Genomic DNA, 25,731 nt, shown 5'->3' on the forward strand with positions numbered 1-25,731 from the left:
CCAAAGCCAAAGCCAAAGCAACGGCTGCCGTTCCGGCTGGAAGGACACACAATGACCGCGCAAGCGCTGATCCAGGTGCTTGCGAGCGGCCTGCTCATGGGGCTCATCTATGCCCTGATCGCAGTCGGCCTCTCGCTCATCTTCGGGCTCATGGATGTGGTGAATTTCGCCCATGGCGAATTCCTCATGATCGCCATGTACGCCACCTTCGGCCTCGTCCTGTGGACGACGCTCGATCCCATCGTCGTCGCGCCGCTGGTGGTGGGGCTCATGTTCTGCGTGGGCGCGTTCGTCTACGTGGCGGTGGTGCGCTATGCCATGCGCACCAAGGCGAATGCCGGCATGGTGCAGATCTTCTCCACCTTCGGCCTCGCCATCCTCATCCAGGGCGGCGCACAGTATTTCTTCACGCCCGACTACCGCTCCATCAAGACCTCGTGGCTGGGCGGGCATACGCTGGAACTGGGCGGCATCTTCTTGCCGTGGCCGCAGATCTACGGCGGCCTCATCTCCATCGCGGCCTTCGCCGCCCTGTCCCTGATCTCGCGGACCGACTTCGGCAAGGCGCTGGAAGCGACGCGTGAGGACGCCGGTGCGGTGGCCCTCGTGGGCATCGACCGCAACAAGGTGTTCGCCATCGGCTGGGGCCTCGGCGCCGCCCTCGTCGGGCTCGCCGGCACGGTGCTCGCCATCTTCTACTACATCCACCCCCAGGTGGGCGCGACCTTCGGCACCATCGCCTATGTGACGGTGGCGCTGGGCGGCTTCGGCAGCGTGTTCGGCGCGCTGGTGGCCGGCGTCATCGTGGGGCTGGTGGAGGCCATCACCGCCCTCATCCTGCCACCGACCATGAAGGCCGTCGGCATCTTCGCCCTCTATCTCGCTGTGGTGTTCTTCCGCCCGAGCGGCCTGTTCGGAAAGCTGTGAAGATGACCGACAGCACCCTCACCTCCCTCAAGCTGCGCGGCGATGCGTTCATCGCCAAGCGCCGGCGCCAGCTCGTGGTCGCGGCCGCCGTATTCGCCGCCGTGGCCTGCCTGCCGCTCGGCATCCGGGACGTCTATCTCCAGAACGTCCTCATCCTCACCCTGCTCTATGCGGCGGTGTCGCAGAGCTGGAACATCCTCGGCGGCTATTGCGGCCAGATCTCGCTGGGCCATGCCCTCTACTTCGGCATCGGCGCCTATGCGGCGTCCGTGCTCTACGTGAACTACGACATCGTGCCCTGGTTCGGCATGGTGGTGGGCGGCGTGCTCTCGGCCATTCTGGCGGTGGGCCTCGGCTTCATGACCTTCCGGCTGAAGGGGCACTACTTCGCCATCGCCACCCTGGTGATCGCGGAAATCGGCCTCGTCCTGGTCCACAACTGGGACTTTGTCGGCGGCGCCCTGGGCATCCAGTGGCCGTTCGGCACCGACAGCATCTGGACCCTCCAGTTCGCCCGGGACAAGGTACCCTACTTCTACTTCGCCCTCGGGCTGCTGGTGGTGGTGTGGCTCGTCACCTATTTCATCGAGAATTCCCGCTGGGGCTTCTGGTGGCGCGCGGTGAAGGACGATCCGGAGGCGGCCGAAAGCCTCGGCGTGGAAGTGTTCCGCTCCAAGCTGGCGGCGGCGGCGGTGTCGGCCTTCTTCACCGCGGTGGGCGGCGGCTTCTATGCGGCCTTCGTCTCCTACATCGACCCCGAAAGCGTGATGAGCTTCCGCTTCTCCCTGCTGTTCGCCCTGCCGGCGGTGCTCGGCGGCATCGGCACCCTGTGGGGCGCGCCGCTCGGCGCGGCCATCCTCATCCCCCTCACCGAGATCACCCGCTCCTATCTCGGCGGGTCGGGCTCTGGCCTCGACCTCATCATCTACGGCGCGCTGATCATGGTGGTGGCGCTGGCCAAGCCCGAGGGCCTGCTCAGCCTCTTCACCCGCAAGAGTGGAGGCAAGGCATGACGTCTGATATCCTGCTCGAGACGCGCGGCGTCACCCAGCGCTTCGGCGGCCTGGTGGCCAATTCGGATGTCTCCATCTCCATCCGGCGCGGCGAGATCCTGGGGCTCATCGGTCCCAACGGGGCGGGCAAGTCCACCCTGTTCGCGGCCATCTCTGGGGCGCGGGTGCCCACCTCTGGCACCATCCTGTTCGAGGGCGTGGACATCACCCAGATGCCGGCGGCCGAGCGCTGCCGGCTGGGCATCGCCCGCACCTTCCAGGTGCCGCGCTCCTTCGATTCCATGAGCGTGGCCGAGAATGTGATGATCGGCGCCTTCGTGCGCCACGCCAACGCCACCCGCGCCCGCGCCGCCGCGCTGGAGGTGCTGGACTATGTGGGCCTCGACGGCCGCGCCGACGCCACCGCCGGCCAGCTCACCCCGCCGGAGAAGCGCCGGCTGGAGGTGGCCCGCGCCATCGCCACCGAGCCCAAGCTGCTGCTGCTGGACGAGGTGCTGACCGGCCTCACCCCGTCGGAGGCGCGCCTCGGCATGGATCTGGTGCGCAAGGTGCGCGCCCGCGGCATCACCGTGGTGATGGTGGAGCATGTGATGGAAATCGTCATGCAGCTGGTGGACCGGGCCATCGTGCTCAATCTCGGCAAGCTTTTGGCCGAGGGCAGCCCCGCCGAGATCGTCCGCAACGAGGATGTCATCACCGCCTATCTCGGGGATCGCCACCGTGCTGCTTGATGTGAAATCCCTGACCACGGCCTATGACGGCCTCATCGCCATCTCCGACATCTCGGTTCAGGTGAAGGCGGGCGAGATCGTGGTGGTGGCCGGCGCCAACGGCGCGGGCAAGTCCACCTTGCTCAAATCCATCGCCGGCATGGAACGCCCCAGGGGCGGCACCGTGACCTTCGCCGGCGATCGCATCGACGGCATGGCCGGCCACCTCATCACGGCGCGGGGCATCGCCTACGTGCCGGAGGCCAAGCGCCTGTTCCCGCGCCTGACGGTGGCGGACAATCTGCGCCTCGGCAGCTACCTGCACGCCGACAAGGCCGACCGCGAGGCGCCGCTGGAGCAGGTCTTCACCCTGTTCCCGCGGCTGAAGGAGCGCCTGCCCCAGAAGGCGGCGACGCTGTCGGGCGGCGAGCAGCAGATGCTCGCCATCGGTCGCGCGCTGATGACCCGCCCGCGCCTGCTGATGCTCGACGAGCCGTCCCAGGGCATCATGCCGAAGCTCGTGGACGAGATCTTCGACGCGGTGAAGACCATCCGCGACACCGGCGTCACCATCCTGCTGGTGGAGCAGCGGCTGGTGGAGAGCCTGGAGATCGCCGACCGCGCCTATGTGCTGCAGACCGGCCGTGTCATCCTCGAAGGCTCCGCCGCCGAGGTGCGCGACAATCCGGATGTGCGCCGCGCCTATCTGGGCATCTGAGGACGCGCGCGATGCAAGTGGACCTCAATTCCGACCTCGGCGAAGGCTTCGGCGCCTACGCCATCACCGACGACGCGGCGCTGCTCGACATCGTCTCCTCGGCCAACCTTGCCTGCGGCCTGCATGCGGGGGACCCGGAGATCATGGCCCGCGTGTTCGCTCTGGCGAAGGAAAAGGGCGTCAGCGTCGGCGCCCATCCCGGCTTTCCCGACCTGTGGGGCTTCGGCCGGCGCCGCATCCCCTTTTCCACCGGGGAGATCGAGCGGCTGGTGGCCTATCAGGTCGGTGCCGCCCAGGGGCTCGCCGCCTATGCCGGCCACCGCGTGTCCTACGTGAAGGCCCACGGCGCCCTCTCCAACATGGCGGAGGAGAGCACGGAGGTCGCCGCCGCCATCGCCCGCGCGGTGCAGGCGGTGGATAAACGCCTGCCCATCCTCGCCGGGCCGCTGGGCGCGCAGGCTGAGGCCACCCGCGCGGCCGGGCTCACCCCCATCGCCGAGATCTTCGCCGATCGCGCCTACACGCAAGCCGGCCTGCTGATGCCGCGCGGCCAGCCCGGCGCGGTCATCACCGATCCGGACGAAGCGGCCGCACGGGTCGTGGCCATGGTGAAGGCCGGGGCCATCGTCACCGCATCCGGCACGCCGCTGCCGACCGAGATCGGCTCCATCTGCGTGCATGGCGACAGTGCCCATGCGGTGGAGACCGCCCGGCGTGTGCGGGCGCGGCTCGAAGACGAGGGCATTTCCATTGTCCCCTTCGCCTGACGGTCCCTCGCCTGGTGGTCCTTCGCCGGACTTGCCGGCGCCGCGCCTGCTGGATGCCGGGGAAACCGCCCTCGTCGCCGAGTTCGGCGATGAGGTTGACCCGGTCCTCAGCGACCGGGTGCTTGCCCTTGATGCCGCCGTCACCGCCCGCGCCCTGCCCGGCGTGCGCGAGAGCGTGCCCACCTATCGCTCGCTCATGATCCATTACGACCCGCTGGTGATCGACCGCGCCACGCTCGCCGCCGAGGTGACCGCTCTGGCGCAGGCCGCTCCCGCGCAAGGGCGGCGCGGCGCGCTCTGGACCATTCCCTGCTGCTATGATCCCGCATTCGGCGAGGACATCGCCACCATCGCCGAAACCACCGGCCTCACCCCGGAGCAGGTGGTGGCATTGCATTCCGGTGCGCGCTACCGGCTCTACATGTATGGCTTCGCCCCCGGCTTCTGCTATCTCGGCGGCCTGCCGGAAGCGTTCGCCAAGGTCTCGCGCCGGCTCAAGCCGCGCCCGCCCCATCCGCCGAACGTGGTGATGATGGCCGGCGGGCTCGCCAGCATCGCCACCGTCTCCATGCCCACCGGCTGGTTCCTCATCGGCCGCACGCCGGAGCGCATGTTCTCCCTCACCCGCACCCCGACCGTGCTGCTCGAAGTGGGCGACGACCTGATGTTCGAGCCCATCGACCGCGCCACCTTCGACGCGCTGGAAGCCCGCGCCGCGGCGGGCGAGGTGGTGGCACGGCGGGAGGCGGGCCGATGAGCGCTCCAACCTGCGCAGCCGCCCTGCGCATCGTCTCCGCCGGTCCCGGCACCACCATCCAGGACAGCGGCCGGCACGGCTACCTGCGCTTCGGCGTCACCGGGGCCGGACCCATGGATGCCCTCGCCCACGCCACCGCCAACCTCGCCGTGGGCAATACGGCCGGCGCCAGCGCCATCGAGGTGGGGCTCGGCGGCCTCTCGCTCGCGGCGGAAGAGCGGCCGGTGACGCTTGCCATCGCCGGCGCGCCCTTCGCCGTGATGCTGGACGGCCAGAAGCTGGAAGCCCCGCTGGTGCTGACGCTTCAGCCCGGCGCCGCCCTTTCCCTGCGCGCCGGCCCCACGGGGGCGTGGTGCTACGTGGCGGCGGCGGGGAGCTTTGCCCTCGCGCCGGTGCTCGGCTCCACCGCCACCCATACCCGCTCCGGCCTCGGCGGGCTCGACGGCGGACCGCTGAAGGCCGGCGACCGCCTGCCCGTAGGCGCGAACGCGGAGCTCAGTCCCACCGCCCCGGCGCGGCTCATCGCCCCGTGGCTGGAGCGCTCGCGCGACGTGGTCCGCGTGGTGCTCGGCCCGCAGGATGATTTCTTCGCGCGTGAGGTGGTGGAGCGCTTCCTCACCCAGCCGTGGACCCTCTCGGGCCGCAGCGACCGCATGGGCTACCTGCTGGAAGGCGAGCCCCTCACCCACGCCGGCGGCTTCAACATCGTCTCCGACGGCATCGCCCATGGCGCCATACAGGTGCCGGGCGAGGGTCTGCCCATCGTGCAGATGGCGGACCGCGCGCCCACCGGCGGCTATCCCAAGATCGCCACCGTCATCGGCGCCGATCTCGGCAGCTTCGCCCAGTTGCGCCCCGGCGCCCGCTTCCGCTTCGCCGCGGTGGACATCGCGACTGCGGTGGCGGCGCGCCGCACCCAGGCCGAGGCGCTGGCGCGGCCGGTGGAGCGCGTGCCGCTCATCCGCACCGAGCTGCCGTCCGACTTCCTGCTGGGCCTCAACCTGGTGAGCGGGGTGGTGAGCGCCACGGCGCCGGCAGGCTGAGACCCACCATTGGCCCCGGTCCAAGACCGGGACCGGTGGTCTTGTGACCGCGCCCGGCAAGAGCCGGGACCGGGCTGCGGCCCATTTCTTGCCAGATCACCCCCGTGGAGCCCCTGCGACAGGGGCGCGATGGCAAGTGGGGCCGGCCATGGCCTTGACGACACATGACGTTTTGATCGCACGCGCGACCCGCCCCTCCGCGTGCGGAACCCGACACGCGTGTGACACCGGACGGTTGGCCCCGCACCTGTCATCCGCGGGGGCGCGTCCATGAGTACGGACCTCGCCGGAACAGCCACAGCCGGGCCGGACCTGCCGGCGGATTTCCCCATCGCCGCGGGGCCGAAGATCGCCGCCTTGTCCTGCGGCAAGCCGGCCTGGCTCGTGGTGCTGCTGCACGAGGAGGGCGCCGACGGGCAGACCGTGATCGACCTCGCCCTCAATTGGGCGCCGGAGATGCCCAAGGCCGACTTCCTCGCCGCCGAGGCTCCCTTCCCGGCCCCCGGCGGCGGCCGGCGCTGGTTCCCCTCCGGCGACATGACGCCCGCCGCCATTTCCGAAGGCCTTGCCACCGCCGGGCCGTGGCTCGACGCCTTCCTCGACCGCATGCTGGCCGAGCGCCGGCTGCCCGACAGCCACCTCGCCCTTGTCGGCTTCTCGCAAGGAGCCATGCTGGCCCTCCATGTGGGGCTGCGCCGCGCCGCATCCCCCGCCCTCGTCATCGGCTTCTGCGGCGCGCTGCCGGAGGGGGACGATCTGGTCGGCGAGATCCGCGCGCGGCCGCCGGTGCTGCTGATCCACGGCGAGGAGGACGCGGTGGTCCCCTTCGCGCAGATGGTGGCCACCCGCGAGCTTTTGAAGACGCTGGGCGTGCCGGCGAAAAGCATGCGCCGGCCGGGCCTCGGCCACGCCATCGACGACGACGGCATCCTCGCCGCCGGCACCGTCCTCGCCGCCACGCTGGTGAAGCCCCGCGCCGCGAAGGCCGATCATGACCACGACGATCACGACGATCATGATCACGACGACCATGATCACGATGATCATGACCACTGAAGCCGCCGCGAGGACACGCCCGTGACAGAACCCGTTCCGCCCGCCCTCAAGCGCTTCATCTGGGACATCCAGTCCATGGTGGAGCTGGCGGATGATCCGCGCGAGATCCTGATGATCGGCGCCGACCTCATGGGCCGTCTCGTCGCCGCCGACGACTGGCTGCCGGCGGCATTCGCCATCGCCGGTGAGGCGCCGTTCCGCCAGTACCAGCTCTATGCGGACGGCATGGAGCGCTTCAGCGTGGTGGCCACGGTGCTGTCGGGCGGCGCCGACCTGCCCCTGTGCCAGGAGCCGTTCTGGGAGATTTTCGGCGTGCTGCGCGGCACCCTCCACCGCCAGCGCTTCGCCTTGCCCGATGGCGCCGCGCCCGCGCCCCGCGCTGCGGTGAAAGCGCTGGTTGCCGGGGTGGTGGAGACCTTCTCGCCCAAGGGCGGCGATGGCCTGAAGATCGCCAATGCCTCAGAGGTGGAAGTGGCCATCGCGATCCAGGTCTATGGCGGGGAGATCGGCGGCCTCGCACGCCGTGCCATCACGGCGGATGGCGGCGCCTCTTCCTTCACCAGCCTCTACGCCAACCCGCCCGAGGCGCCGGCCTACGACATCCTCACCATCCAGACGCAGATCGTGGATTGAAGCCGGGCACAAGCGCGCTATCCTCGCCCGAGGCCGGGAGCCGGACGGGTGTGACATCCCCCGCAGGAACCCATCTCGCAGGTCCCCGTCTCCTCGGGTCCCCGTCCTTCATGGAGCCGCCCATGCCACGTTGCGCCGCCCTGCTTCTCGCATCGGTGGCTCTGGCGCTGCCGCTTTCGCTTGGGGCCGCAGCGGCCGGCGAGGCGGCCCGGGCATCCGATGCCGCCGCGATCCGCGCCCGACTCACGGGCTGGGCCGAAGCCTTCAACGCGGGGGATGCAACCCGCGCCTGCGACCTCTTCGCCGCCGACCTGCAATCGGACGTGGAAACCGCCGCGGCGGGCGACAAGGCCTCGGTCTGCGCCCGCCTGAACGCGGCGCTGGCGAAGCCGGACCGCAGGCTCACCTACGCCGTGGCGATCCACGACATTCTGGTTTCGGGCGACATGGCCGCGGTGCGCCTCACCTGGACCTCCACGCTCAGCGCCCCGGACAACAGCGGGCCGGACAAGGGCGAAAGCTGGGCCGAGCAGGGCCTCGACGTCTTCCGGCGCGATCCGGATGGCGTCTGGCGCATCGTCCGCTACATGGCCTATGGGACGCGGTGAGGCTGGAAAGCCGGGCGGGGGATTTGGGGCGGGAAATCCTCGGCGCAAGGCCTTCCGCCCGGCCACGGCGGCCATCCGCATGCGCCAGTCGGTCGCGCAGGAGCGCGCGAACCTATTCGGCGGCTTCCTTCGGCGGCTTGCGCCGGCTTTTCGCGGGAATGACGAGATCGAACTCGGCGAGTTCCTCGTCGGTGGGCCAGGTCATATCCTTGTCCCAGGCCCAGTGCGCGCGGATTTCCTCGTCCGACATGGCATCGAACTTCGCCCAATCAATCGTCTTTGCGAGACGATCGGCCTCTTCCAATTGCTTCTTGGTAGGCACGGCGTTCACTCCGATGGGCGATCCTCAGGGAAATGACGCGGCGCCGCTCGCCGTTCCATTTCCAAACGCAGAATAGCACGCGCCCGTCGTATTGCGCCAACGTTTCAAAACGGGTCTCTCCGTCAGGCGATTTCACCGAGACGTCGTCTACGCGCGGGCGGCCATCGAAAAGAAGCGCCGCAAGGGGGAGAGGCAAACCGCGCGCATCACGGTTCGCCTCGTCCTTCCTGTCATCCCATTCGAGATCGTCGGTTTCGCCCACGAAGCACCTCCGATGCAGAATGAAATACCTACATCGGACGGATTACAGCCACGTTAAAAGAAAATTTACCGTGGCTGTAATCCGAACCCTCAGTTCTTGGTCTTGTCCACGAGGGCCTTGGCCTTGATCCAGGGCATCATGGCGCGCAGCTTCTCGCCCACTTCCTCGATGGGGTGGGCGTTGACGCGGGCGCGGGTGGCCTTGAAGGAGGCCTGGTTCACCTTGTTCTCCAGCATCCAGTCGCGGGTGAACTTGCCGGTCTGGATGTCGGTGAGCACGCGCTTCATCTCCGCCTTGGTCTCGGGGGTGATGATGCGCGGGCCGGTGACGTATTCGCCATACTCGGCGGTGTTGGAGATGGAATAGTTCATGTTGGCGATGCCGCCCTCATAGATGAGGTCGACGATGAGCTTCACCTCGTGCAGGCACTCGAAATAGGCCATTTCCGGGGCGTAGCCGGCTTCCACCAGGGTCTCGAAGCCGGCGCGGATCAGCTCCACGAGGCCGCCGCACAGCACCACCTGCTCGCCGAACAGGTCGGTCTCGCACTCTTCCTTGAAGGTGGTCTCGATGACGCCGGCGCGGCCGCCGCCGATGGCCGAGGCGTAAGAGAGGCCGAGGTCATGGGCATTGCCCGAGGCGTCCTGGGCGATGGCGATGAGGGTCGGCACGCCGCCGCCGCGCTGGTATTCGGAGCGCACGGTGTGGCCGGGGCCCTTGGGGGCCACCATCAGCACGTCGAGGTCCGGGCGCGGCTCGATGAGGTTGAAGTGCACGTTGAGGCCGTGGGCGAACAGCAGCGCCGCGCCGTGCTTCATGTTGTCGGCGAGGCTCTCGCGATAGATGTCGCCCTGCAGCTCGTCGGGGGTGAGCATCATCACCACGTCGGCCCACTTGGCGGCGTCGGCGGGGCTCATCACCTTGAAGCCCTCGGCCTCGGCCTTCTTGGCGGTGGCGGAACCGGGACGCAGGGCGACCACGACGTCCTTCACGCCCGAATCGCGCATGTTGAGCGCATGGGCATGGCCCTGGCTGCCATAGCCGACGACGGCGACCTTCTTGCCCTTGATCAGGTTCAGGTCGGCGTCGCGATCATAGTAAACGCGCATGGTTTTCTCCTTATGGGCGTTGTCTTGAATGTCGGGGTGATCCGCGCCGGGCGTCCCTTTGCACCGGATCGCGGCAAATGGGAACAGCCGTTCGCACCGGAGGGCCGCTTTCCGCCCTGCCCGGCGCGAGGCGCTGCCTCACATGACGAAGAGGCTCACCTGCCCGGCCGGCCTCCAGGCTACATGGCCTCCGGCCCGCGGGAGATAGCGACCACGCCGGTGCGCGCCACTTCCACCAGGCCCAGCGGCTCCATGAGCCAGGCGAACTGGTCGATCTTGTCGGACTTGCCGGTGATCTCGAAAACGAAGCTCTCGCGGGTGGCGTCGATGACCCGGGCGCGGAACGCCTCGGCGAGGCGCAGCGCCTCGCCGCGGGCCTCGCCCAGCCCGCGCACCTTCACCATGGCCAGTTCCCGCTCCAGCGCGGTGCCTTCCACGGTGAGGTCGCGCACCTTGTGCACCGGCACGAGGCGGTCAAGCTGGTTCTTGATCTGCTCGATCACCATGGGCGTGCCGGTGGTGACGATGGTAATGCGCGACAGCCGCCCCTCGTGGCTCACCTCGGACACGGTGAGGCTGTCGATATTGTAGCCGCGGCCGGAGAACAGGCCGATGACGCGCGCGAGCACGCCCGGCTCGTTGTCGACGAGGACGGAGAGGGTGTGGCGTTCAATGGTCTCGGGGGATTGGGACATGGCGGGGCTCTGAAGGAAAAGGAGGCGGGGCGCCAGGGAAGAATCTCCCTCTCCCCTTGCGGGAGAGGGACGGGGTGAGGGGTATGTCGCGGCTTGTCGGTGGCCGGGGGGTGGTCCCGGCGTCTCCCCCTCACCCCCGGCCCCTCTCCCGCCAGGGGAGAGGGGGGGAGCGCGGGGGGCGCATGCGACCCGCCCTCACACCAGCATCTTGCCCTCGTCGGTGATGGCCGCGTCGAGGTCGATGGCCATGTCGCCGAGGATCATCTCGTTGTGGGCGCGGCCCGACGGGATCATGGGGAAGCAGTTCTCCTGCTGGTCCACGATGCAGTCGAAGATCACCGGGCGCTTCACGTTGATCATCTCCTGGATCGCCGCGTCGAGGTCGCCGGGCTTCTCGCAGCGGATGCCGACGCCGCCATAGGCGTCCGCCAGCTTCACGAAGTCGGGCAGCGCTTCCGAGTAGGAGTGGGAATAGCGCCCGCCGTGCAGCAGCTCCTGCCACTGGCGCACCATGCCCATGTAGCGGTTGTTGAGGATGAAGACCTTCACCGGCAGGTCGAACTGCACCGCCGTGGACATTTCCTGCATGTTCATGAGGATGGAGGCCTCGCCCGCGATATCAATGCACAGCGCGTCCGGGTGGGCCTTCTGCGCGCCGATGGCGGCGGGCAGGCCGTAGCCCATGGTGCCGAGGCCGCCGGAGGTCATCCAGCGGTTCGGCTCCTCGAAGCGGAAGAACTGCGCCGCCCACATCTGGTGCTGGCCCACTTCCGTGGAGATGTAGACATTCTTGTCCTTGGTGGCCGCATACAGGCGCTCGATGGCGAACTGCGGCTTGATGATCTCGTCCGAGGCGCGATAGGCGAGGCAGTTGCGCGAGCGCCAGCGCTCGATCTGCGTCCACCAGGCGGCGAGCGCCGGCTGGTCGATCTTCAGCGACCTTGCGTTCCAGGCCTCCACCATGTCGGCGAGCACGCGGGTGCAGTCGCCGATGATGGGCAGGTCCACCTTCACATTCTTGTTGATGGAGGACGGGTCGATGTCGATGTGGATCTTCTTGGAGCCCGGCGCGAAGGCGTCGAGGCGGCCGGTGATGCGGTCGTCGAAGCGCGCGCCGATGCAGACCATCACGTCGCAATCGTGCATGGCCATGTTGGCCTCATAGGTGCCGTGCATGCCCAGCATGCCCAGCCACTGCCGGTTCGCCGCCGGGAAGGCGCCGAGGCCCATCAGCGTCGAGGTGACCGGCACGCCGGTGAGGCGCGCCAGCTCGCGCAGCAGGCGGCTGGCCTCCGGCCCCGAATTGATGACGCCGCCGCCGGTGTAGAAGATGGGCTTCTTCGCGCCCGCGATCATCTCCACCGCGGCGGCGATCTGCGCGTCCTCGGCCTTCAGCTTGGGGCGGTAGGTCTTGTGCTGGATGTTCTCGCGGCCGATGTAGGTGCCGGTGGCGAACTGGACATCCTTCGGGATATCCACCACCACCGGGCCGGGCCGGCCGTTCTGCGCCACATAGAAGGCCTCGTGCAGCACGCGCGCGAGGTCGTTCACGTCGCGCACAAGGTAATTGTGCTTGGTGCAGGGGCGGGTGATGCCCACCGTGTCGCATTCCTGGAACGCATCGTTGCCGATGAGGTGGGTCGCCACCTGCCCGGTGATGCAGACGAGGGGAATCGAATCCATCAGCGCGTCGGTGAGGCCGGTGACCGCATTGGTGGCGCCGGGGCCGGAGGTGACCAGCACCACGCCGACCTTGCCGGAGGAGCGGGCATAGCCCTCCGCCGCGTGGACCGCCGCCTGCTCGTGGCGCACCAGGATGTGCTCGATGGCGTTCTGCTGGAACAGGGCGTCATAGATGGGCAGCACCGCCCCGCCCGGATAGCCGAAGAAGTGCTCGACCCCCTGGTCGGCGAAGGCGCGCATCACCATTTCGGCGCCGGTCATCTGGATGCTCATGGTCTGCAACTCCATCGGGGGCACCTTCGGCCCCACCGGCATGTGCCGGCAAATCCTGCATCAACGCCGGCCTCGCCGGCATCTCGGTCACGAACGGCGGCCGAGGCCGGACGCCGAAACCCTTCAGAAACGACGAAGGGGCCCGAAGGCCCCTCGTCACGCGCCACCTCGTCTGCCGCAGCCCTCAGGCTGGACAAAAAGTGGCGCGCCACCCTACGAGAAGAATAACGATCTTGCGCATGTGGGCGCTGTCCCTTTCAAAAGTTGCGCGAAGCTACCCATGCGCGGGCCGCCCGTCAAGCGCTGCCACTGGCCTTCCGATGCCAGGCGGCAAAATTCCGTTAGGGAACGAATGATAGGCTCTGTTCGCCATCCGCCCCGATATTGCCCCATCTTTGGGCTGTGTATATCACCACAAGGTTCCGCAGGGGTGGAATGAGGAGGGGCTCGGCCTCATGAAGAAACTGACGCTCGCATTCGCCACCTCGGCCGTATTGGTCGGGACCGTGCTGTCGGCAGGCGCCGCCCTGGCGGATTGCCAGAGCGATGTCGCCTCCGTGCGCGGGGAGCTGGAAGAGAAGGGCAAGACCCTGCAGGCCGCCATCAAGAAGAAGGCCGACCCGCAGACCCTGTGCCCGCTGTTCCGCGCCTACACCACCGCCGAGGCCAAGTGGGTGAAGTTCCTGGGCGACAACAAGGACTGGTGCCAAATTCCGCCCCAGGCCATCGAAAATGCCGCCGAAGGCGCCAAGAAGGCGGTGGGCGTCCGCAACAAGATCTGCGAAGCCGCCGCCAACGGCGGTGCCGCGCCCGGCGGCGGTGCCGCCAAGCCGCCGCCGCAGGGCTCCCTGTCGAGCGCGCTCGGCATCACCACCGGCTACAGCCTCGGCTCGCAGAAGAGCGGTGGCGTGTTCGACACGCTGAACGGCAACGCGCTGAAGTGAGGCGGTCGGATTGTCCTCAGGTTCCAGCGATGGGGCGATGACCCCACCCGTCGCCGACGCTGCACGCGGCAATTGGGTCGATCGTTTCGCGCCCCTGCGCGTGCGTCCCTATCTGCGGCTCGCCCGGCTGGACCGGCCCATCGGCTCCTGGCTGCTGCTGCTGCCGTGCTGGTGGTCCACCGCGCTCGCGGCCATCGCCGACGACGCGCCGTTTCCCGATCCCTGGCTGCTGGTGCTGTTCGCCATCGGCGCCGTGGCCATGCGCGGCGCCGGCTGCACCTGGAACGACATCCTCGACCGCAAGATCGACCGTCAGGTGGCGCGCACCCGCAACCGCCCTGTCGCCTCCGGTGCCGTGAGCGTGCCGGCGGCCTTCGCCTTCCTGGCGGCGCAGGCCCTCGTCGGCCTCGCGGTGCTGTTGTCCCTGCCCCATTTCGCCATCATCACCGGCCTTGCGTCCCTGGGCGTGGTGGCGATCTATCCGCTGATGAAACGCGTCACCTCGGTGCCGCAGCTCATCCTGGGCATCGCCTTCTCGTGGGGCGCGCTCATGGGCTGGGCCAGCGTGATGCGCACCATCGCCGATCCGGCCCTGCTGCTGTTCGCCGGCTGCGTGCTGTGGGTGTTCGCCTACGACACCATCTATGCCCACCAGGACAAGGAGGACGACGCCATCGTGGGCGTGCGCTCCACCGCGCTGCTGTTCGGCCGCAGCACCGCTTTGGTGGTGGCCCTGTGCTACACCCTGGTGGTGGTGCTGTTCGGCCTCGCCCTGCTCTCGGTTCCGGCCGGCCCGTTCGCGGTGATGGGACTGATCGGCTTCGCCCTGCACCTGGCCGGGCAGGTGCGCCGGCTCGACATCGATGACGGCGCGCGCTGCCTTGCCGTCTTCAAGTCCAACCGCGACGCCGGCCTGATCCTGTTCGCGGGCCTGGCCCTCGACACCCTCGCGCCCAACACGCTCGCCCCGCTTCTGCCCTGAGGCGTGTTCGAGCGCTCCACAGGGGCGCGGCATTGACGCAGTGCAGCACGAGTCATCTTGCCTCGGGACGCCGACGCCCCTATGTGGCAGGACCATGAGCGTCGAGCCCACGAGCGGCCCCGACGGGCCTGACCCCGCGACCCTGGCCACGGACATCCCGGCCACGGACACCCTGGCGCGCCAGCTCACCGAAACGGTGACGGCGGCGGGGGAGATTGCGCTCGCCATGTTCCAGGCCGGCGTGAAGTCGTGGACCAAGGGCAACAATTCCCCCGTCACCGAGGCGGATATGGCGGTGGATGCCTTTCTCCACCGGCACCTCACCGCGCTGGATGCCGGCATCGGATGGCTCTCCGAGGAATCCGCCGATGGCCCGGCGCGCCTCGGCGCCCGCCGGCTGTGGGTGGTGGACCCCATCGACGGCACCCGCGGCTTCATGGCCGGCGGCCACGACTGGGCGGTCTCGGTGGCGCTGGTGGAGCAAGGCCGGCCCATCCTCGCCGCCCTGTTCGCACCGGCCACCGGAGAGCTGTTCACCGCCGCTGCCGGCCGCGGCGCCGTGCGCAACGGCGTCCCCCTGAAGGTGGCGCCGCGCCACACCCTCGACGGCGCACGGGTCGCCGGCCCGCCCGCCGACCTCGACGCCCTCGCCCGGCGCGCGCCGGTGGAGCGCCTGCCGCGCGTGCGCTCTCTGGCGCTGCGCCTCGCCCGCGTCGCCACCGGCGAGATCGATGTCGCCTTCGCCGCCGGCAACAGCAACGACTGGGACCTGGCCGCCGCCGACCTCATCGTGCACGAGGCCCACGGCCTCCTGACCACGCGCGACGGCACGCCGCTCACCTACAACGCGCCGGAGCCGCGCCACCCGGAGCTCATCTGCGCCGGCCCCGCGCTTCATGCCGCGCTGGTGGAGCGCGCGCCGCAGCCTCCGTTTTTCAACGCCACTTTAGATCAGCGCTAGTTGGGACAAGCCATGACTGACACGCACAAACAGTTGCCGCACCTCGTTTTCGGTGGTGAACTCACCACCCTGGACGGTGCCGAGTTCAAGGATCTCTCCAAGCTCGACATCGTCGGCATCTTCCCCGACTATGCCAGCGCGGCCGCCGCCTGGAAGGCGAAGGCGCAGCAGACGGTGGACAACGCCCTGATGCGCTATTTCGTCGTGCACCTGCACCGCCTGCTCGATCCCGAGACCGGCAAGGTCCAGGGCAGCTGACACGGCATCATGCCCGCCCCCTGCGAGGGGGCGGGACCCATGAGGGGGAAGCGGTCGGGTTGCACAGATCCGGCCTGTACTTTCGTCTCCAAGATCGAATAAGAAGGAGCGTCGGCCGGTCCCGGCAAGGAGCCGCCGGCCACGCAGCCTGGAGCGAAAAGACCAAAAGATGTGGCGGCGACTGAGGACAAACCACGCCTTCAAAGTGGCGGCGGGCACGACGTTCGCGTCCTATTTCAAGCTCGTGGCGCGCACCACGCGGTTCGTGATCGAGCCGCCGGACATCTTCGAGACCATCGACGAGCGCATGCCGGTGATCATCACCTTCTGGCATGGGCAGCATTTCCTCACGCCCTTCGCCATGAAGCCCCATCACAAGGCGAAGGTGCTCATCTCCCGCCACGCGGATGCGGAAATCAACGCCATCGCCGCGGAGAAGCTCGGGGTGGGCACCATCCGCGGCTCGGGTGCCACCTCCCGCACCGATTTTCACCGCAAGGGCGCGGTCTCCGCGACCTATGAAATGCTCGACACCCTGGAACAGGGCATCAACGTGGCCATGACCGCCGACGTGCCGAAGATCGCCCGCCGGGCCGGCATGGGCGTCGTGACCATTGCGCGGTATTCCGGACGCCCTATCATCCCGCTCGCCATGGCCACCCGCAACCGCATCACCCTGAAGAGCTGGGACCGCGCCAGCCTCAACCTTCCGTTCGGCCGCGGCGCCGCGGTGGTGGGCGAACCCATCTTCGTGCCGCGCGACGCCGACGAGGCGACCTTGAAAGCCGCCCGCGACCTGGTGCAGGCCCGGCTTGAGGCCGTCACCGCCCGCGCCGAGGCCATCGCCGCCGAAGCAGGCACTGCATGAAGGGTCGCACCCTGCCCATGACCCTGCGCCTCTACCGGGGCGCGAGCGCTGCGGCCTCGCTCCTCGCGCCGGCCTGGCTCTCCTACCGGGTCCGCAAGGGCAAGGAAGACCCGACCCGCCTCGCGGAGCGGCGCGGGCATCCCAGCGCCGAGCGCCCGGACGGGCCGCTGGTGTGGGTGCACGGGGCCAGCGTCGGCGAGGTGATCTCGGTGCTGCCGCTGATCGAGCGGCTCGACCAGCGCGGCTTCAAGGTGCTGTTGACGTCCGGCACCCTCACCTCCAGCCGGGTAGCCGAGACCCGTGCGCCACCCGGGGTGATCCACCAGTTCGTGCCCCTCGACGCGCGCGGCTTCATCGCCCGCTTCCTCGACCACTGGGCGCCGGACCTCGTGCTTTTGGCCGAATCGGAGCTGTGGCCCAACCTCATCGCCGAGCTCGGCCGGCGCGGCACCCCGGTGGTGCTGGTGAACGGCCGGCTGTCCGAGCGCTCGGCCAAGCGCTGGGCCCGCCTGCCCAAGAGCGCCCGCGCCCTGCTCTCGCGCATCGACCTGTGCCTGGCCCAGAGCGAGGTGGACGCGGAACGCTTCCGCTCCCTGGGCACGCCCCGCGTGGAGATCTGCGGGAATATCAAGTTCGACGTGCCGCCGCCCGGCGTCGATGCCGCCGCGTTGAAGCGCTTCGGCCTCGCCGTGGGCAAGCGCCCGGTGCTGCTCGCCGCTTCCACCCACGAGGGGGAGGAAGGCGCGATCATCGAGGCGCACCGCATCATCACCTCAAGGATTCCCGACCTCCTCACCATCATCGCCCCGCGCCATCCCGAGCGCGGCAGCGAGGTGGCGGAGCTGGCCGAGGCCGCCGGCCTTGCCCCGCGCCAGCGCGCCTTCGAGGAATGGCCCGACGCGGATACCGGCATCTATGTGGCCGACACCATCGGCGAGCTGGGCCTGTTCTACCGCCTCGCGCAGGTGGCCTTCATGGGCGGCTCGCTGGTGGAGCACGGCGGGCAGAACCCCATCGAGCCGGCCAAGCTGGGGACGGTGGTGCTCCACGGCCCCCATGTGTGGAACTTCGCCGCCGTCTATGACGCCCTCGACGCCGCCGAGGGCGCGGCGGAAGTGGCCGACGCCATGGGCATCGCCCGCGCCGCCTACGCCCTGATGCAGGACAGCCAGCTTCAGGGCCAGATGGCCGATGCCGCCTTCGCCACGGTCACGGCGCTGGGCGGTGCGCTGGATCGCACGCTGTCGGCCATCGAGCCCTATCTCATCCAGATTCGCCTCGAGGCCCGCTGAGGATGCGCGCGCCCGCCTTCTGGTGGCGCCGTCCCGGTCTTGCCTCTGCCCTGCTCTCCCCCATCGGCGCCGTGGTGGGCGCCATCGCGCTCGCCCGCATGGGCAAGGCCGGCGGGCAGGTGGACGCGCCGGTGCTGTGCATCGGCAATCCCACCGTGGGCGGCGCCGGCAAGACGCCCACCGCCATCGCCCTCCTTGAGCACCTCAAAGCCCGTGGCGCGACGCCGTTCGCCCTGCTGCGGGGCCATGGCGGCACGGCGCGGATGCCACTGCAGGTGGACCCGGCGCTCCACGGCGCCGACGCCGTGGGCGACGAGGCGCTTCTCCTTGCCCGCCACGCCCCCACCATCGTCGCCGGCGGCGCGCGGCGGGCGGGTGCAGACATGGCGGTGGCAGCAGGCGCGAGCCACATCGTCATGGACGACGGCTTCCAGAATCCATCCCTGCACAAGGATGTCTCGATTCTGGTGGTGGACGGAACGGTGGGCGTCGGCAACGCCTGCATCACCCCCGCCGGCCCCCTGCGCGCGCCGCTCAAGCCCCAATTAGCGCGCGCCGATGCGGTGCTGGTGGTGGGCGACGGCCCGGCCGGGGACGCGATGGCGACTGAGGCCGCTCAAGCCGGATGCGCCGTGCTGCGCGGCCGGCTGGTGCCCGATCCGGCGGCGGTGGCGGCATTGCGCGGGGTGCCGCTCATCGCCTTCGCCGGCATCGGCCGGCCGGAGAAATTCTTCGCGACGCTGGAGGGGGAAGGACTGACGCTGCTGGCGCGGCACGCCTTCGCCGACCATCACCCCTTCCACCCGGCCGAGATCGCCCGCCTGGCGCAGGCCGCGCGGGCGCAGGGCGCGCGGCTGGTGACCACCGAAAAGGACCGGGCGCGCCTCTCCGGGCAAGCCTTTACCGGGCAAACCTTCGCCGGGCAAACCTTCGCCGGGGAGGCGTTGGCGGGCGTCCTCGACGCCATCGCCACCCTGCCGGTCACCTTGACCCTTGATGATCCCCAGGCGCTCGACGCCCTGATCGATCGTGCCGAGGCGCGCTGGCGGGACCGTCGCGCTTAAGAAGCAGAGGTTCAGGCCCGGCGCGCGACGAGGGCGGAGGCCGCGATCGTCAGCCAGCCAAGGATCATCAGCGAGCCACCGAAAGGCGCGCTGCCGCCCAGAAGCTTGACTTCCATCAAGGCCCGCGACGCCAGATCACCGGAAAACAGCAGGGCACCGAGCGCAATGGCGCTCGCACCCAGGTGCAGAACCGCGCGTCCACGCCCGAGCATGAGGCTGAGGGCACAAAGCCCCACCAGGGCCGAGGCGTGGAACAGGAGGAAGTGGGCGGCCGTCTCCAGGTTCGCCCCGCCGCCCACATGGGCTGCGGCGGCAGCGCTGGCAACGCCCGCGGCCCCCATGAGGCCGGCAAGGACAAGAAGACTACGGGTCCAGGGATTCATGAAGCGGGGTCCGCAAGGCGAAGGGATGGCAGGGTCTCGTCGCAGGATCGCGTTGCAGGGTTCCCATTGGGGAATCTTGCGGCATCTCGCGCGCGGCGGTTCAACTCTTCTATAGGGCGGCGGCCGGAACGGTGAAATGCCGGGATGCCGCGGCATGTGTGAACGGTTCGGGAGAGGTGCGGGACAGGAGAGGTGCGGGGCAGCATTTCCACCGGGACGGTCCGATCGGTTGCATCGGGCCAATCCGCGGGGACGGCCGCGAACGCGAGGCAAGAGAACGAGGCAAGAGAACACCTTGCATGATCGGCCTGCGATGCAGGCCGGCCGGCGCGGGCTCTTGCGGAGGCGACGAAGGGCTATGCACCCAAAGTCGGCCCCGCGACCGCCTTGTGGAGCTTCCTGCCTCTCCCCATAATCCGGCCCAACCAAGGCGGAACAATCCGCCGCAACGAAGGATCGCGGGAAACGCGCCCGCGCGAGGGAGGCAAGAGCATGTCCGACAAGATCTATGACGTTCCGTCCGAATGGGCCGAGAAGGCCTATGTGGATGATGCGCACTATCAGTCCATGTACGCCGCCTCGGTGAACGACCCGGATGCCTTCTGGGGCGAGCACGGCAAGCGCATCGACTGGTTCACGCCCTACACCAAGGTGAAGAACACCTCGTTCGATCCCGGCCACGTCTCCATCAAGTGGTTCGAGGACGGCATCACCAACGTCGCCTATAATTGCGTGGACCGTCACCTTGAGACCCGCGGCGACCAGGTGGCCATCATCTGGGAGGGCGACAGCCCCGACGAGAGCCGCAACATCACCTATCGCGAACTGTCCTCCGAGGTGAACAAGCTCGCCAACGTGCTGCGCAACCGTGGCGTGGAGAAGGGCGATCGCGTCACCATCTACCTGCCGATGATCCCCGAGGCGGCCTACGCCATGCTCGCCTGCGCGCGGCTCGGCGCCGTCCATTCCATCGTGTTCGGCGGCTTCTCGCCGGACAGCCTCGCCGGCCGCGTGGCCGACTGCGGCTCCAAATGCATCATCACCGCGGACGAAGGCCTGCGCGGCGGCCGCAAGGTGCCGCTGAAGGCCAATGTGGATGCGGCCGTCGCCCAGATTCCCGAGGGCGTGGACCATGTGATCGTGGTGCGCCGCACCGGCGGCAAGGTGGACATGCTCCCCGGCCGCGACGTTTATTACGACGAAGCCTGCGCCATGGTCACCGACGAGTGCCCGGCCGAGCATGTGAACGCGGAAGATCCGCTGTTCATCCTCTACACCTCCGGCTCCACCGGCAAGCCGAAGGGCGTGCTGCACACCACCGGCGGCTATCTCGTCTATGCGTCCATGACGCATCAATACATCTTCGACTACCACCCCGGCGACATCTACTGGTGCACCGCCGACGTGGGCTGGGTGACCGGCCATTCCTACATCGTCTATGGCCCGCTCGCGAACGGCGCCACCACGCTGATGTTCGAGGGCATTCCCAATTATCCCAGCGTGTCGCGCTTCTGGGATGTGATCGACAAGCACAAGGTGAACATCTTCTACACCGCCCCCACCGCCATCCGCTCGCTGATGCAGGCGGGCGAGGAGCCGGTGAAGCGGACCTCGCGGTCCTCCCTGCGCCTGCTCGGCTCGGTGGGCGAGCCCATCAATCCGGAAGCCTGGGAGTGGTACTACCGCGTGGTGGGCGAGCAGCGTTGCCCCATCGTGGACACCTGGTGGCAGACCGAGACCGGCGGCATCCTCATCACCCCCTTGCCCGGCGCCACCAAGTTGAAGCCCGGCTCCGCCACCCGCCCCTTCTTCGGCGTGCTGCCCGAGGTGGTGGACGCGGAAGGCAAGGTGCTGGACGGCGCCTGCGAGGGCAACCTCGTGATCGCCGACAGCTGGCCGGGCCAGATGCGCACGGTCTACGGCGACCATGAGCGCTTCGAGCAAACCTATTTCTCCACCTATCCCGGCAAGTACTTCACCGGCGACGGCTGCCGCCGCGACGCGGACGGCTTCTACTGGATCACCGGCCGCGTGGACGACGTGATCAACGTTTCCGGCCACCGCATGGGCACGGCGGAGGTGGAAAGCGCCCTCGTCGCCCATCCCAAGGTGTCGGAAGCCGCCGTGGTGGGCTTCCCCCACGACATCAAGGGCCAGGGCATCTACGCCTATGTCACCCTGATGGACGGCCAGGAGCCCACCGAGGAACTGCGCAAGGAGCTGGTGAACTGGGTGCGCCGCGAGATCGGCCCCATCGCCTCGCCGGACCTGATCCAGTTCGCGCCGGGCCTGCCCAAGACCCGCTCGGGCAAGATCATGCGCCGCATCCTGCGCAAGATCGCCGAGGACCAGTTCGAGAGCCTGGGCGACACCTCGACCCTCGCCGATCCCGGCGTGGTGGAAGACCTCATCCACAACCGCCAGAACAAGCGCGACGCGGCGGCCTGAGCCGCACCGCCTTCTGAAACGAGACCGGCGCCCCTCGGGGCGCCGGTTTTGTTTTGGGGATGGCTATGGGCGGGCTGGTCCCGGCATAACGGGGATGTGGCCCCACGGGCGATTCCGCACGCGCCCGGAGTCACTTGCACCCTTCACGAGCTTTGCGAAATGAACAGGCGCCTTGCGCCGCCCCCTCAGTGCGTCAGGCCAGCGATGGTATATTCGCCGGTTTCCACGCGCTCGGCGAGGCGGGTGACGAATTCGGCGCTCGCGGTCTCGCCGTAGGTGGCGACGAGGCTGCGCAGGGCGGTGAACAGCGCCGCCTGCACCAGGCAGTCTTCGTCCAGCCCCTCGCGCACGGCTTCGACCCACGCATCGTTCAGATAGGTGAGCGCGGCGTGGCGGTCGTCCGCGGCCATGTCAGCGATCTCGGGAAGGGCGATGGCTGGGGTGGGCAAGGTCGACACGGCAAGGCCTCCGCACCGCGAAAATCCTGCGGCGCTCCGCATTCTCTAGCATGCCGTGCGCGGGCGTTCAGGGGAGTTCTGACCAAAAGGTTAACGCAGGAGCATCAAGGACGCCTTCCATTCGCATGGCGGGCGGCAATCGCTCCAGCGTCTTGTTCCGATGCGTTTTCTTCGCGCCAACCGGCATCCACTTCGCTCGATAGCGCGCTAGTTTCCGCCGTAGCGCACCACGATGTCGTGGGCGAGGCGCGCGCCCTCGTCGAGCTGGCGTTCCACCGCCACCCGCGCCGCCGGCGTGCAGGCGCGGTAGACCTCCGCATAGCTGGAATAGCCGCGGTTGAAGCTCGATATGATCTTCATCCGGCGCGCCTCGGAGGGCTGCTCGGTGTCGATGAGCGCCTGCATCTCGGTGCGCCAGCGCTGCCCCTCGGCGGCAACGCCGCACAGGGGACGCAGGTAATGCAGCGCGCCGAGGATCTCCGCGAGCCGCATGAGGTCGGAATCATAGGGCGGCGGGGCGCCCTCGGTCGGGCCCGCGGCCAAGGCTGGCGGTGCGAGACCGGGGGAGGAGAGCGCGAGCACGCCGACGGTGAGAAGAACGAGGATGCGCATGACCTTGCCGTTTCCGCATCCACTCCTGCGGCGCGGCGGGCTTGCGGTCAAGGCTCGATCACCAGAAGGGCCGCCTGCGCGACCACCTCGGCAAGCCCCTCCGTGGTGGGCAGGGCCGCCACCTCGTTGGGGCGGAACCAGCCCACCTCCGCCGCCTCCGCGCCCGGCTGCGGCTCGCCCGCGCGCCAGCGGGCGGCGTGGGCGATCACCACGAAATGGGCGGCAAGCTCCCCGGCCTTGTCGCGGATGATGATGTCGCGCGCGGCGGCGAACCCGACGATGTCCGCCGTCACCCCCACTTCCTCCATCACTTCGCGCACCGCGGCCTCGGCCAGGGTTTCGCCGGGCTCCACCCGGCCGCCGGGCAGGCTCCACAGGCCGGCGCCGGGATTGGCGGCGCGGCGGGCGAGCAGCACCAGCGGGCCGCGAAACACGGCGGCGCTGGCCGCCAGCGTCGGGCGCACCGGCGGGCGCGGCGCGGCGGCGGGCGTCTGCGGCGAAAGGGTCTCGGTCATGGCAAAGCTCGCGGTGGGAAGGCTCGGCCTGAACGGCTCGAAACGAGGGGGACAGGCGGAAAGGCTCGGCCCGCCCGTAACGGGCGGCTTGTCGTGGGTGGGCCGGAGCTTACCCTTCCCGTCAACGTGGAGCACGCGATTCGTGACGGCCAAGATGAAGGACCAAGTCCCCCCCGCCGGGGACGCGCCCCCGCCCGGGCAGACGCCGCAAGCCCCGCCCGAGGCACCGGCGAAACCCGCGCCGGGCCTGTCGCCCGCCCGCCGGAAACAGCCGGCGCCGCCGCGAGCGTGGCAGCGCATGCTGTCCGGGCGGCGGCTCGACCTGCTCGATCCCTCCCCCCTCGACGTGGAAATCGAGGATATCGCCCACGGCCTCGCCCGCGTCGCCCGCTGGAACGGGCAGACCTCCGGTGCCAACATTTTTTCGGTGGCCCAGCACTCGCTGCTGGTGGAGCGCCTGTCGCGCCGCACCCATCCGGATCTCGATCCGCGCTGGCGGCTGTGCGTGCTGCTGCACGACGCCCCCGAATATGTGATCGGCGACATGATCTCGCCGTTCAAGGCGGTGCTGGGGGGCGACTACAAGGCGGTGGAGGCGCGGCTGCTGAATGCCATCTCCATCCGCTTCGGCCTGCCGACGCTCTGGCCCGCGCCCCTGGTCAAGATCGTGAAGGCATCGGACCACGCCGCAGCCTATTTCGAGGCAACCCGCCTTGCCGGATTCGCCGCCGAGGAGGCACGCGCCTTCTTCGGCCGTCCGCCCCGCCTCGACGATGCGGCGGAAAAGGACTATCTCACCCCATGGGAGGCGGAAACCGCAAAAGCGCGGTTTCTGAAACGGTTCGAGGAGCTGAAGCCATGATCCATGTCTGCTCCCTCGCCAAGCTGCACGAGACGGTCGAGACCACGGGCGCGCGGCATGTCATCACGCTCATCAACGGGAACACGGTTCTGACCCGTCCGAGCAATGTGGACCCCACCAACCATCTGTTCCTCGGCATCAACGACATCGTCGAGGAAATCGAAGGCATGGTGGCGCCGGACGAGACCCACATGCACGAGCTGTTCGAGTTCGTGCATGCCTGGCCGCGCGAGGCGCCTCTGGTGATCCATTGCTATGCCGGCATCTCGCGCTCCACCGCGGCGGCCTATGCCACCCTGTGCGCGCTGCTGCCGGAGCGCGACGAGATGGAGCTGGCCCAGCGCCTGCGCCACGCCTCGGCGACCGCAACCCCCAATCCGCGCATCGTGTCGCTGGCCGATACGGTGCTGAAGCGGGAGGGACGGATGGTGGCCGCCATCCACGCCATCGGCCGCGGCACCGACGCGTTCGAGGGCGAACCCTTCAGCCTGCCGGTGAGTTGAGGCGGGTCGATCGGGCCGGCGCGCGCGTGCTGGATGAGAGGGGCGGCGTCACCCCAGCACGCAGACGAGGCCGGGCACCGGCACGCCCTTTTCCGCGCGGGTGGACGCCTCTTCCAGCAGCACGATGGCGAGCCCCGCCGCCTCCGCCAGCGCGCGGACATGCTCGGCGGAATGGGCGTAGCGCAGGGTGTCGCGCAGCATCACGCCGTCGCCCTCATGGGTCTCCAGCGTGAAGGCGAACAGCCCGTCCGCGCGCAGCGCCCGCCGCGCCGCGCGGAGGATGGGGGCAAGGTCCGCCACGTAGCACAGGGCATCGGCGGCGAGAACGAGGTCGAGGCTCGCGTCCGGCACCGCCTCCAGCGCCGCGCCCATCTCGCCGGCCTCCAGCCGGGCATAGAGGTTGAGGGCCGCCGCCTTCTCCAGCATGGCGGGGGAGAGATCCACGCCGGCAAGCCGCTCCACCACCTGCGCGAACAGCACTCCCGCGAGCCCCGTGCCGCACCCCAGGTCCAGCCCCTCGGCGAAGGCGAGCGTGCGGCCCCGCGCGGATGCCGCCCGCGCCAGCGCCTCGAACAGCAGCTCCGGCCCGCGATAGGCGAGCTTGTCGCGCAAGGCGGTGTCGAAGCGGTCGGCATATTGATCGAACAGGGTGCGCACATAGGCCGCCGACATGGCGCCCTCGGCCGGCGCAGCGCCGAGCCGGGCCAGATGCAGCCCCGCCCCCAGCGCGTCGTCGGGATCGAGCGCGCGCACCCGGGCGAAGGCCTCCGCCGCGCCGTCGCGGTCCGCCAGCGCGGCGCGGGCCTCGCCCAGCAGGAACCAGGCAGCGGCGAAATGGGGCGCGTCCGCCACCGTCTCGGCCAGCAGCTCGGCGCAGGCGCTTGCATCGCCCTCGGCGAGGAAGGCGCGGGCCCAGTCGAGCCGCCGGTCGAGCACGGGATCGCCGGACAGATGAGTGAAGGCGCTGTGAGCCACTGGACCGAAACCTCGCGAAACCGCTTTGCG

General features: G+C 69.2%; 30 protein-coding genes. 20 read left to right on the forward strand and 10 right to left on the reverse strand.

Going from position 1 to position 25,731, the window contains the following annotated elements:
• Positions 1-51: 51 nt before the first annotated feature.
• The 10 genes from V5F48_RS01905 (at position 52) to V5F48_RS01950 (ending at position 8,232) form a co-directional block, all read left to right on the forward strand.
• Positions 52-927 (forward strand): branched-chain amino acid ABC transporter permease, encoded by an 876-nt coding sequence (locus tag V5F48_RS01905; protein ID WP_394039539.1) that lies wholly within the window; start codon positions 52-54, stop codon positions 925-927.
• 2 nt (positions 928-929) lie between these two features.
• Complete coding sequence (locus V5F48_RS01910; protein ID WP_394039541.1) at positions 930-1,940, forward strand: branched-chain amino acid ABC transporter permease; 1,011 nt, start codon at positions 930-932, stop codon at positions 1,938-1,940.
• Positions 1,937-2,671, forward strand: a complete 735-nt coding sequence (locus tag V5F48_RS01915; RefSeq protein ID WP_394039544.1) for an ABC transporter ATP-binding protein — start codon at positions 1,937-1,939, stop codon at positions 2,669-2,671. The genes V5F48_RS01910 and V5F48_RS01915 overlap by 4 nt, the downstream gene beginning before the upstream one ends.
• The gene (locus tag V5F48_RS01920) at positions 2,628-3,368 is read left to right on the forward strand and encodes an ABC transporter ATP-binding protein (RefSeq protein WP_394039546.1); all 741 of its coding nucleotides are present in this window, start codon (positions 2,628-2,630) and stop codon (positions 3,366-3,368) included. Before V5F48_RS01915 ends, V5F48_RS01920 begins: the two co-directional genes overlap by 44 nt.
• A gap of 11 nt (positions 3,369-3,379) precedes the next feature.
• Positions 3,380-4,135 carry a LamB/YcsF family protein gene (locus V5F48_RS01925; RefSeq protein WP_394039548.1) on the forward strand — a complete coding sequence of 252 codons (756 nt, stop codon included), beginning with the start codon at positions 3,380-3,382 and terminating at the stop codon, positions 4,133-4,135.
• Positions 4,119-4,892, forward strand: a complete 774-nt coding sequence (locus V5F48_RS01930; protein WP_394039550.1) for a 5-oxoprolinase subunit B family protein — start codon at positions 4,119-4,121, stop codon at positions 4,890-4,892. The genes V5F48_RS01925 and V5F48_RS01930 overlap by 17 nt, the downstream gene beginning before the upstream one ends.
• The gene (locus V5F48_RS01935; protein ID WP_394039552.1) at positions 4,889-5,935 is read left to right on the forward strand and encodes a 5-oxoprolinase subunit C family protein; all 1,047 of its coding nucleotides are present in this window, start codon (positions 4,889-4,891) and stop codon (positions 5,933-5,935) included. Before V5F48_RS01930 ends, V5F48_RS01935 begins: the two co-directional genes overlap by 4 nt.
• 270 nt (positions 5,936-6,205) lie before the next feature.
• The gene (locus V5F48_RS01940; protein ID WP_394039554.1) at positions 6,206-6,991 is read left to right on the forward strand and encodes an alpha/beta hydrolase; all 786 of its coding nucleotides are present in this window, start codon (positions 6,206-6,208) and stop codon (positions 6,989-6,991) included.
• Positions 6,992-7,012: 21 nt separating this feature from the next.
• On the forward strand, positions 7,013-7,624 hold the full coding sequence (locus V5F48_RS01945; RefSeq protein ID WP_394039556.1) for a cysteine dioxygenase family protein: 612 nt from the start codon (positions 7,013-7,015) through the stop codon (positions 7,622-7,624).
• A gap of 122 nt (positions 7,625-7,746) precedes the next feature.
• Positions 7,747-8,232, forward strand: coding sequence for a YybH family protein (locus tag V5F48_RS01950; protein WP_394039558.1), 486 nt, complete (start codon positions 7,747-7,749; stop codon positions 8,230-8,232).
• A 112-nt stretch (positions 8,233-8,344) separates the two neighbouring features.
• Here V5F48_RS01950 and V5F48_RS01955 read toward each other — a convergent pair whose 3' ends face one another.
• The 5 genes from V5F48_RS01955 to V5F48_RS01975 all read right to left on the reverse strand — a co-directional run bounded on the left by V5F48_RS01955 (position 8,345) and on the right by V5F48_RS01975 (position 12,576).
• Positions 8,345-8,482: a hypothetical protein gene (locus tag V5F48_RS01955; RefSeq protein WP_394029348.1), complete on the reverse strand. Its 138-nt coding sequence runs from the start codon at positions 8,480-8,482 to the stop codon at positions 8,345-8,347.
• A 19-nt stretch (positions 8,483-8,501) separates the two neighbouring features.
• Positions 8,502-8,816, reverse strand: coding sequence for a BrnT family toxin (locus tag V5F48_RS01960; RefSeq protein WP_394039560.1), 315 nt, complete (start codon positions 8,814-8,816; stop codon positions 8,502-8,504).
• A gap of 89 nt (positions 8,817-8,905) precedes the next feature.
• Positions 8,906-9,925, reverse strand: coding sequence for a ketol-acid reductoisomerase (gene ilvC / locus V5F48_RS01965; RefSeq protein WP_394039562.1), 1,020 nt, complete (start codon positions 9,923-9,925; stop codon positions 8,906-8,908).
• Positions 9,926-10,104: 179 nt separating this feature from the next.
• A complete protein-coding gene (gene ilvN / locus V5F48_RS01970) occupies positions 10,105-10,620 on the reverse strand; it encodes an acetolactate synthase small subunit (RefSeq protein WP_282641254.1) in 516 nt (171 codons plus the stop codon).
• 195 nt (positions 10,621-10,815) lie between these two features.
• Positions 10,816-12,576, reverse strand: a complete 1,761-nt coding sequence (locus V5F48_RS01975; protein WP_394039565.1) for an acetolactate synthase 3 large subunit — start codon at positions 12,574-12,576, stop codon at positions 10,816-10,818.
• A 455-nt stretch (positions 12,577-13,031) separates the two neighbouring features.
• On the opposite strand from V5F48_RS01975, the gene V5F48_RS01980 reads away from it, so the two are divergent.
• From V5F48_RS01980 to lpxK, 7 genes are all read left to right on the forward strand, one after another.
• Complete coding sequence (locus tag V5F48_RS01980) at positions 13,032-13,520, forward strand: hypothetical protein (protein ID WP_394039567.1); 489 nt, start codon at positions 13,032-13,034, stop codon at positions 13,518-13,520.
• Positions 13,521-13,557: 37 nt separating this feature from the next.
• Positions 13,558-14,502: a 4-hydroxybenzoate octaprenyltransferase gene (ubiA, locus tag V5F48_RS01985; protein WP_394039569.1), complete on the forward strand. Its 945-nt coding sequence runs from the start codon at positions 13,558-13,560 to the stop codon at positions 14,500-14,502.
• Between the two features lie 94 nt (positions 14,503-14,596).
• On the forward strand, positions 14,597-15,463 hold the full coding sequence (locus tag V5F48_RS01990; RefSeq protein ID WP_394039571.1) for a 3'(2'),5'-bisphosphate nucleotidase CysQ: 867 nt from the start codon (positions 14,597-14,599) through the stop codon (positions 15,461-15,463).
• A 12-nt stretch (positions 15,464-15,475) separates the two neighbouring features.
• Positions 15,476-15,721 carry a DUF4170 domain-containing protein gene (locus V5F48_RS01995; protein WP_394039573.1) on the forward strand — a complete coding sequence of 82 codons (246 nt, stop codon included), beginning with the start codon at positions 15,476-15,478 and terminating at the stop codon, positions 15,719-15,721.
• A 169-nt stretch (positions 15,722-15,890) separates the two neighbouring features.
• Positions 15,891-16,589: a lysophospholipid acyltransferase family protein gene (locus tag V5F48_RS02000; RefSeq protein WP_394039575.1), complete on the forward strand. Its 699-nt coding sequence runs from the start codon at positions 15,891-15,893 to the stop codon at positions 16,587-16,589.
• On the forward strand, positions 16,586-17,881 hold the full coding sequence (locus V5F48_RS02005; RefSeq protein WP_394039577.1) for a 3-deoxy-D-manno-octulosonic acid transferase: 1,296 nt from the start codon (positions 16,586-16,588) through the stop codon (positions 17,879-17,881). Before V5F48_RS02000 ends, V5F48_RS02005 begins: the two co-directional genes overlap by 4 nt.
• Positions 17,882-17,883: 2 nt before the next feature.
• A complete protein-coding gene (gene lpxK / locus V5F48_RS02010; RefSeq protein ID WP_394039579.1) occupies positions 17,884-18,945 on the forward strand; it encodes a tetraacyldisaccharide 4'-kinase in 1,062 nt (353 codons plus the stop codon).
• Between the two features lie 11 nt (positions 18,946-18,956).
• Here the strand turns inward: lpxK and V5F48_RS02015 are convergent, their stop codons facing one another.
• Entirely contained in the window at positions 18,957-19,328 is a 372-nt protein-coding gene (locus V5F48_RS02015) for a DUF423 domain-containing protein (protein WP_394039581.1), read from the reverse strand.
• A gap of 492 nt (positions 19,329-19,820) precedes the next feature.
• Between V5F48_RS02015 and acs the strand changes: the two genes are divergently transcribed.
• Complete coding sequence (gene acs, locus V5F48_RS02020) at positions 19,821-21,776, forward strand: acetate--CoA ligase (RefSeq protein WP_394039583.1); 1,956 nt, start codon at positions 19,821-19,823, stop codon at positions 21,774-21,776.
• Positions 21,777-21,961: 185 nt separating this feature from the next.
• Here the strand turns inward: acs and V5F48_RS02025 are convergent, their stop codons facing one another.
• From V5F48_RS02025 to V5F48_RS02035, 3 genes are all read right to left on the reverse strand, one after another.
• Positions 21,962-22,234 (reverse strand): hypothetical protein, encoded by a 273-nt coding sequence (locus tag V5F48_RS02025; protein ID WP_394039585.1) that lies wholly within the window; start codon positions 22,232-22,234, stop codon positions 21,962-21,964.
• A gap of 207 nt (positions 22,235-22,441) precedes the next feature.
• On the reverse strand, positions 22,442-22,846 hold the full coding sequence (locus V5F48_RS02030) for a TIGR02301 family protein (protein ID WP_394039587.1): 405 nt from the start codon (positions 22,844-22,846) through the stop codon (positions 22,442-22,444).
• 47 nt (positions 22,847-22,893) lie between these two features.
• Positions 22,894-23,361: an NUDIX hydrolase gene (locus V5F48_RS02035; RefSeq protein ID WP_394039589.1), complete on the reverse strand. Its 468-nt coding sequence runs from the start codon at positions 23,359-23,361 to the stop codon at positions 22,894-22,896.
• Positions 23,362-23,608: 247 nt separating this feature from the next.
• Here V5F48_RS02035 and V5F48_RS02040 point away from each other — a divergent pair, with 247 nt between their 5' ends.
• Both V5F48_RS02040 and V5F48_RS02045 read left to right on the forward strand, forming a co-directional pair.
• Positions 23,609-24,223 (forward strand): HD domain-containing protein, encoded by a 615-nt coding sequence (locus V5F48_RS02040; RefSeq protein WP_394040139.1) that lies wholly within the window; start codon positions 23,609-23,611, stop codon positions 24,221-24,223.
• Complete coding sequence (locus tag V5F48_RS02045) at positions 24,220-24,726, forward strand: tyrosine phosphatase family protein (protein WP_394039591.1); 507 nt, start codon at positions 24,220-24,222, stop codon at positions 24,724-24,726. The genes V5F48_RS02040 and V5F48_RS02045 overlap by 4 nt, the downstream gene beginning before the upstream one ends.
• Before the next feature lie 48 nt (positions 24,727-24,774).
• On the opposite strand, the gene V5F48_RS02050 is transcribed toward V5F48_RS02045, so the two are convergent.
• Entirely contained in the window at positions 24,775-25,701 is a 927-nt protein-coding gene (locus V5F48_RS02050; protein ID WP_394039593.1) for a class I SAM-dependent DNA methyltransferase, read from the reverse strand.
• Positions 25,702-25,731: the final 30 nt, after the last annotated feature.

The organism is Xanthobacter autotrophicus ATCC 700552 (assembly GCF_043194565.1).
In the GTDB taxonomy this organism is placed as follows: Bacteria; Pseudomonadota; Alphaproteobacteria; order Rhizobiales; family Xanthobacteraceae; genus Xanthobacter; species Xanthobacter autotrophicus_F.

What these genes read in the sequence shown, in the direction of transcription:
- V5F48_RS01925 (WP_394039548.1), top strand. Translation starts at nt 3,380, where the DNA reads ATGCAAGTGGACCTCAATTCCGACCTCGGCGAAGGCTTCGGCGCCTAC.
- ilvC (WP_394039562.1), bottom strand. Translation starts at nt 9,925, where the DNA reads ATGCGCGTTTACTATGATCGCGACGCCGACCTGAACCTGATCAAGGGC.
- V5F48_RS02015 (WP_394039581.1), bottom strand. Translation starts at nt 19,328, where the DNA reads ATGAATCCCTGGACCCGTAGTCTTCTTGTCCTTGCCGGCCTCATGGGG.
- ubiA (WP_394039569.1), top strand. Translation starts at nt 13,558, where the DNA reads ATGACCCCACCCGTCGCCGACGCTGCACGCGGCAATTGGGTCGATCGT.
- V5F48_RS01975 (WP_394039565.1), bottom strand. Translation starts at nt 12,576, where the DNA reads ATGAGCATCCAGATGACCGGCGCCGAAATGGTGATGCGCGCCTTCGCC.
- V5F48_RS01955 (WP_394029348.1), bottom strand. Translation starts at nt 8,482, where the DNA reads ATGTCGGACGAGGAAATCCGCGCGCACTGGGCCTGGGACAAGGATATG.
- ilvN (WP_282641254.1), bottom strand. Translation starts at nt 10,620, where the DNA reads ATGTCCCAATCCCCCGAGACCATTGAACGCCACACCCTCTCCGTCCTC.
- lpxK (WP_394039579.1), top strand. Translation starts at nt 17,884, where the DNA reads ATGCGCGCGCCCGCCTTCTGGTGGCGCCGTCCCGGTCTTGCCTCTGCC.
- V5F48_RS02035 (WP_394039589.1), bottom strand. Translation starts at nt 23,361, where the DNA reads ATGACCGAGACCCTTTCGCCGCAGACGCCCGCCGCCGCGCCGCGCCCG.
- V5F48_RS01910 (WP_394039541.1), top strand. Translation starts at nt 930, where the DNA reads ATGACCGACAGCACCCTCACCTCCCTCAAGCTGCGCGGCGATGCGTTC.
- V5F48_RS01915 (WP_394039544.1), top strand. Translation starts at nt 1,937, where the DNA reads ATGACGTCTGATATCCTGCTCGAGACGCGCGGCGTCACCCAGCGCTTC.
- V5F48_RS02000 (WP_394039575.1), top strand. Translation starts at nt 15,891, where the DNA reads ATGTGGCGGCGACTGAGGACAAACCACGCCTTCAAAGTGGCGGCGGGC.
- V5F48_RS01935 (WP_394039552.1), top strand. Translation starts at nt 4,889, where the DNA reads ATGAGCGCTCCAACCTGCGCAGCCGCCCTGCGCATCGTCTCCGCCGGT.
- V5F48_RS02030 (WP_394039587.1), bottom strand. Translation starts at nt 22,846, where the DNA reads ATGCGCATCCTCGTTCTTCTCACCGTCGGCGTGCTCGCGCTCTCCTCC.
- V5F48_RS02005 (WP_394039577.1), top strand. Translation starts at nt 16,586, where the DNA reads ATGAAGGGTCGCACCCTGCCCATGACCCTGCGCCTCTACCGGGGCGCG.
- V5F48_RS01980 (WP_394039567.1), top strand. Translation starts at nt 13,032, where the DNA reads ATGAAGAAACTGACGCTCGCATTCGCCACCTCGGCCGTATTGGTCGGG.
- acs (WP_394039583.1), top strand. Translation starts at nt 19,821, where the DNA reads ATGTCCGACAAGATCTATGACGTTCCGTCCGAATGGGCCGAGAAGGCC.
- V5F48_RS01950 (WP_394039558.1), top strand. Translation starts at nt 7,747, where the DNA reads ATGCCACGTTGCGCCGCCCTGCTTCTCGCATCGGTGGCTCTGGCGCTG.
- V5F48_RS01920 (WP_394039546.1), top strand. Translation starts at nt 2,628, where the DNA reads ATGTCATCACCGCCTATCTCGGGGATCGCCACCGTGCTGCTTGATGTG.
- V5F48_RS02045 (WP_394039591.1), top strand. Translation starts at nt 24,220, where the DNA reads ATGATCCATGTCTGCTCCCTCGCCAAGCTGCACGAGACGGTCGAGACC.
- V5F48_RS01990 (WP_394039571.1), top strand. Translation starts at nt 14,597, where the DNA reads ATGAGCGTCGAGCCCACGAGCGGCCCCGACGGGCCTGACCCCGCGACC.
- V5F48_RS01995 (WP_394039573.1), top strand. Translation starts at nt 15,476, where the DNA reads ATGACTGACACGCACAAACAGTTGCCGCACCTCGTTTTCGGTGGTGAA.
- V5F48_RS01940 (WP_394039554.1), top strand. Translation starts at nt 6,206, where the DNA reads ATGAGTACGGACCTCGCCGGAACAGCCACAGCCGGGCCGGACCTGCCG.
- V5F48_RS01905 (WP_394039539.1), top strand. Translation starts at nt 52, where the DNA reads ATGACCGCGCAAGCGCTGATCCAGGTGCTTGCGAGCGGCCTGCTCATG.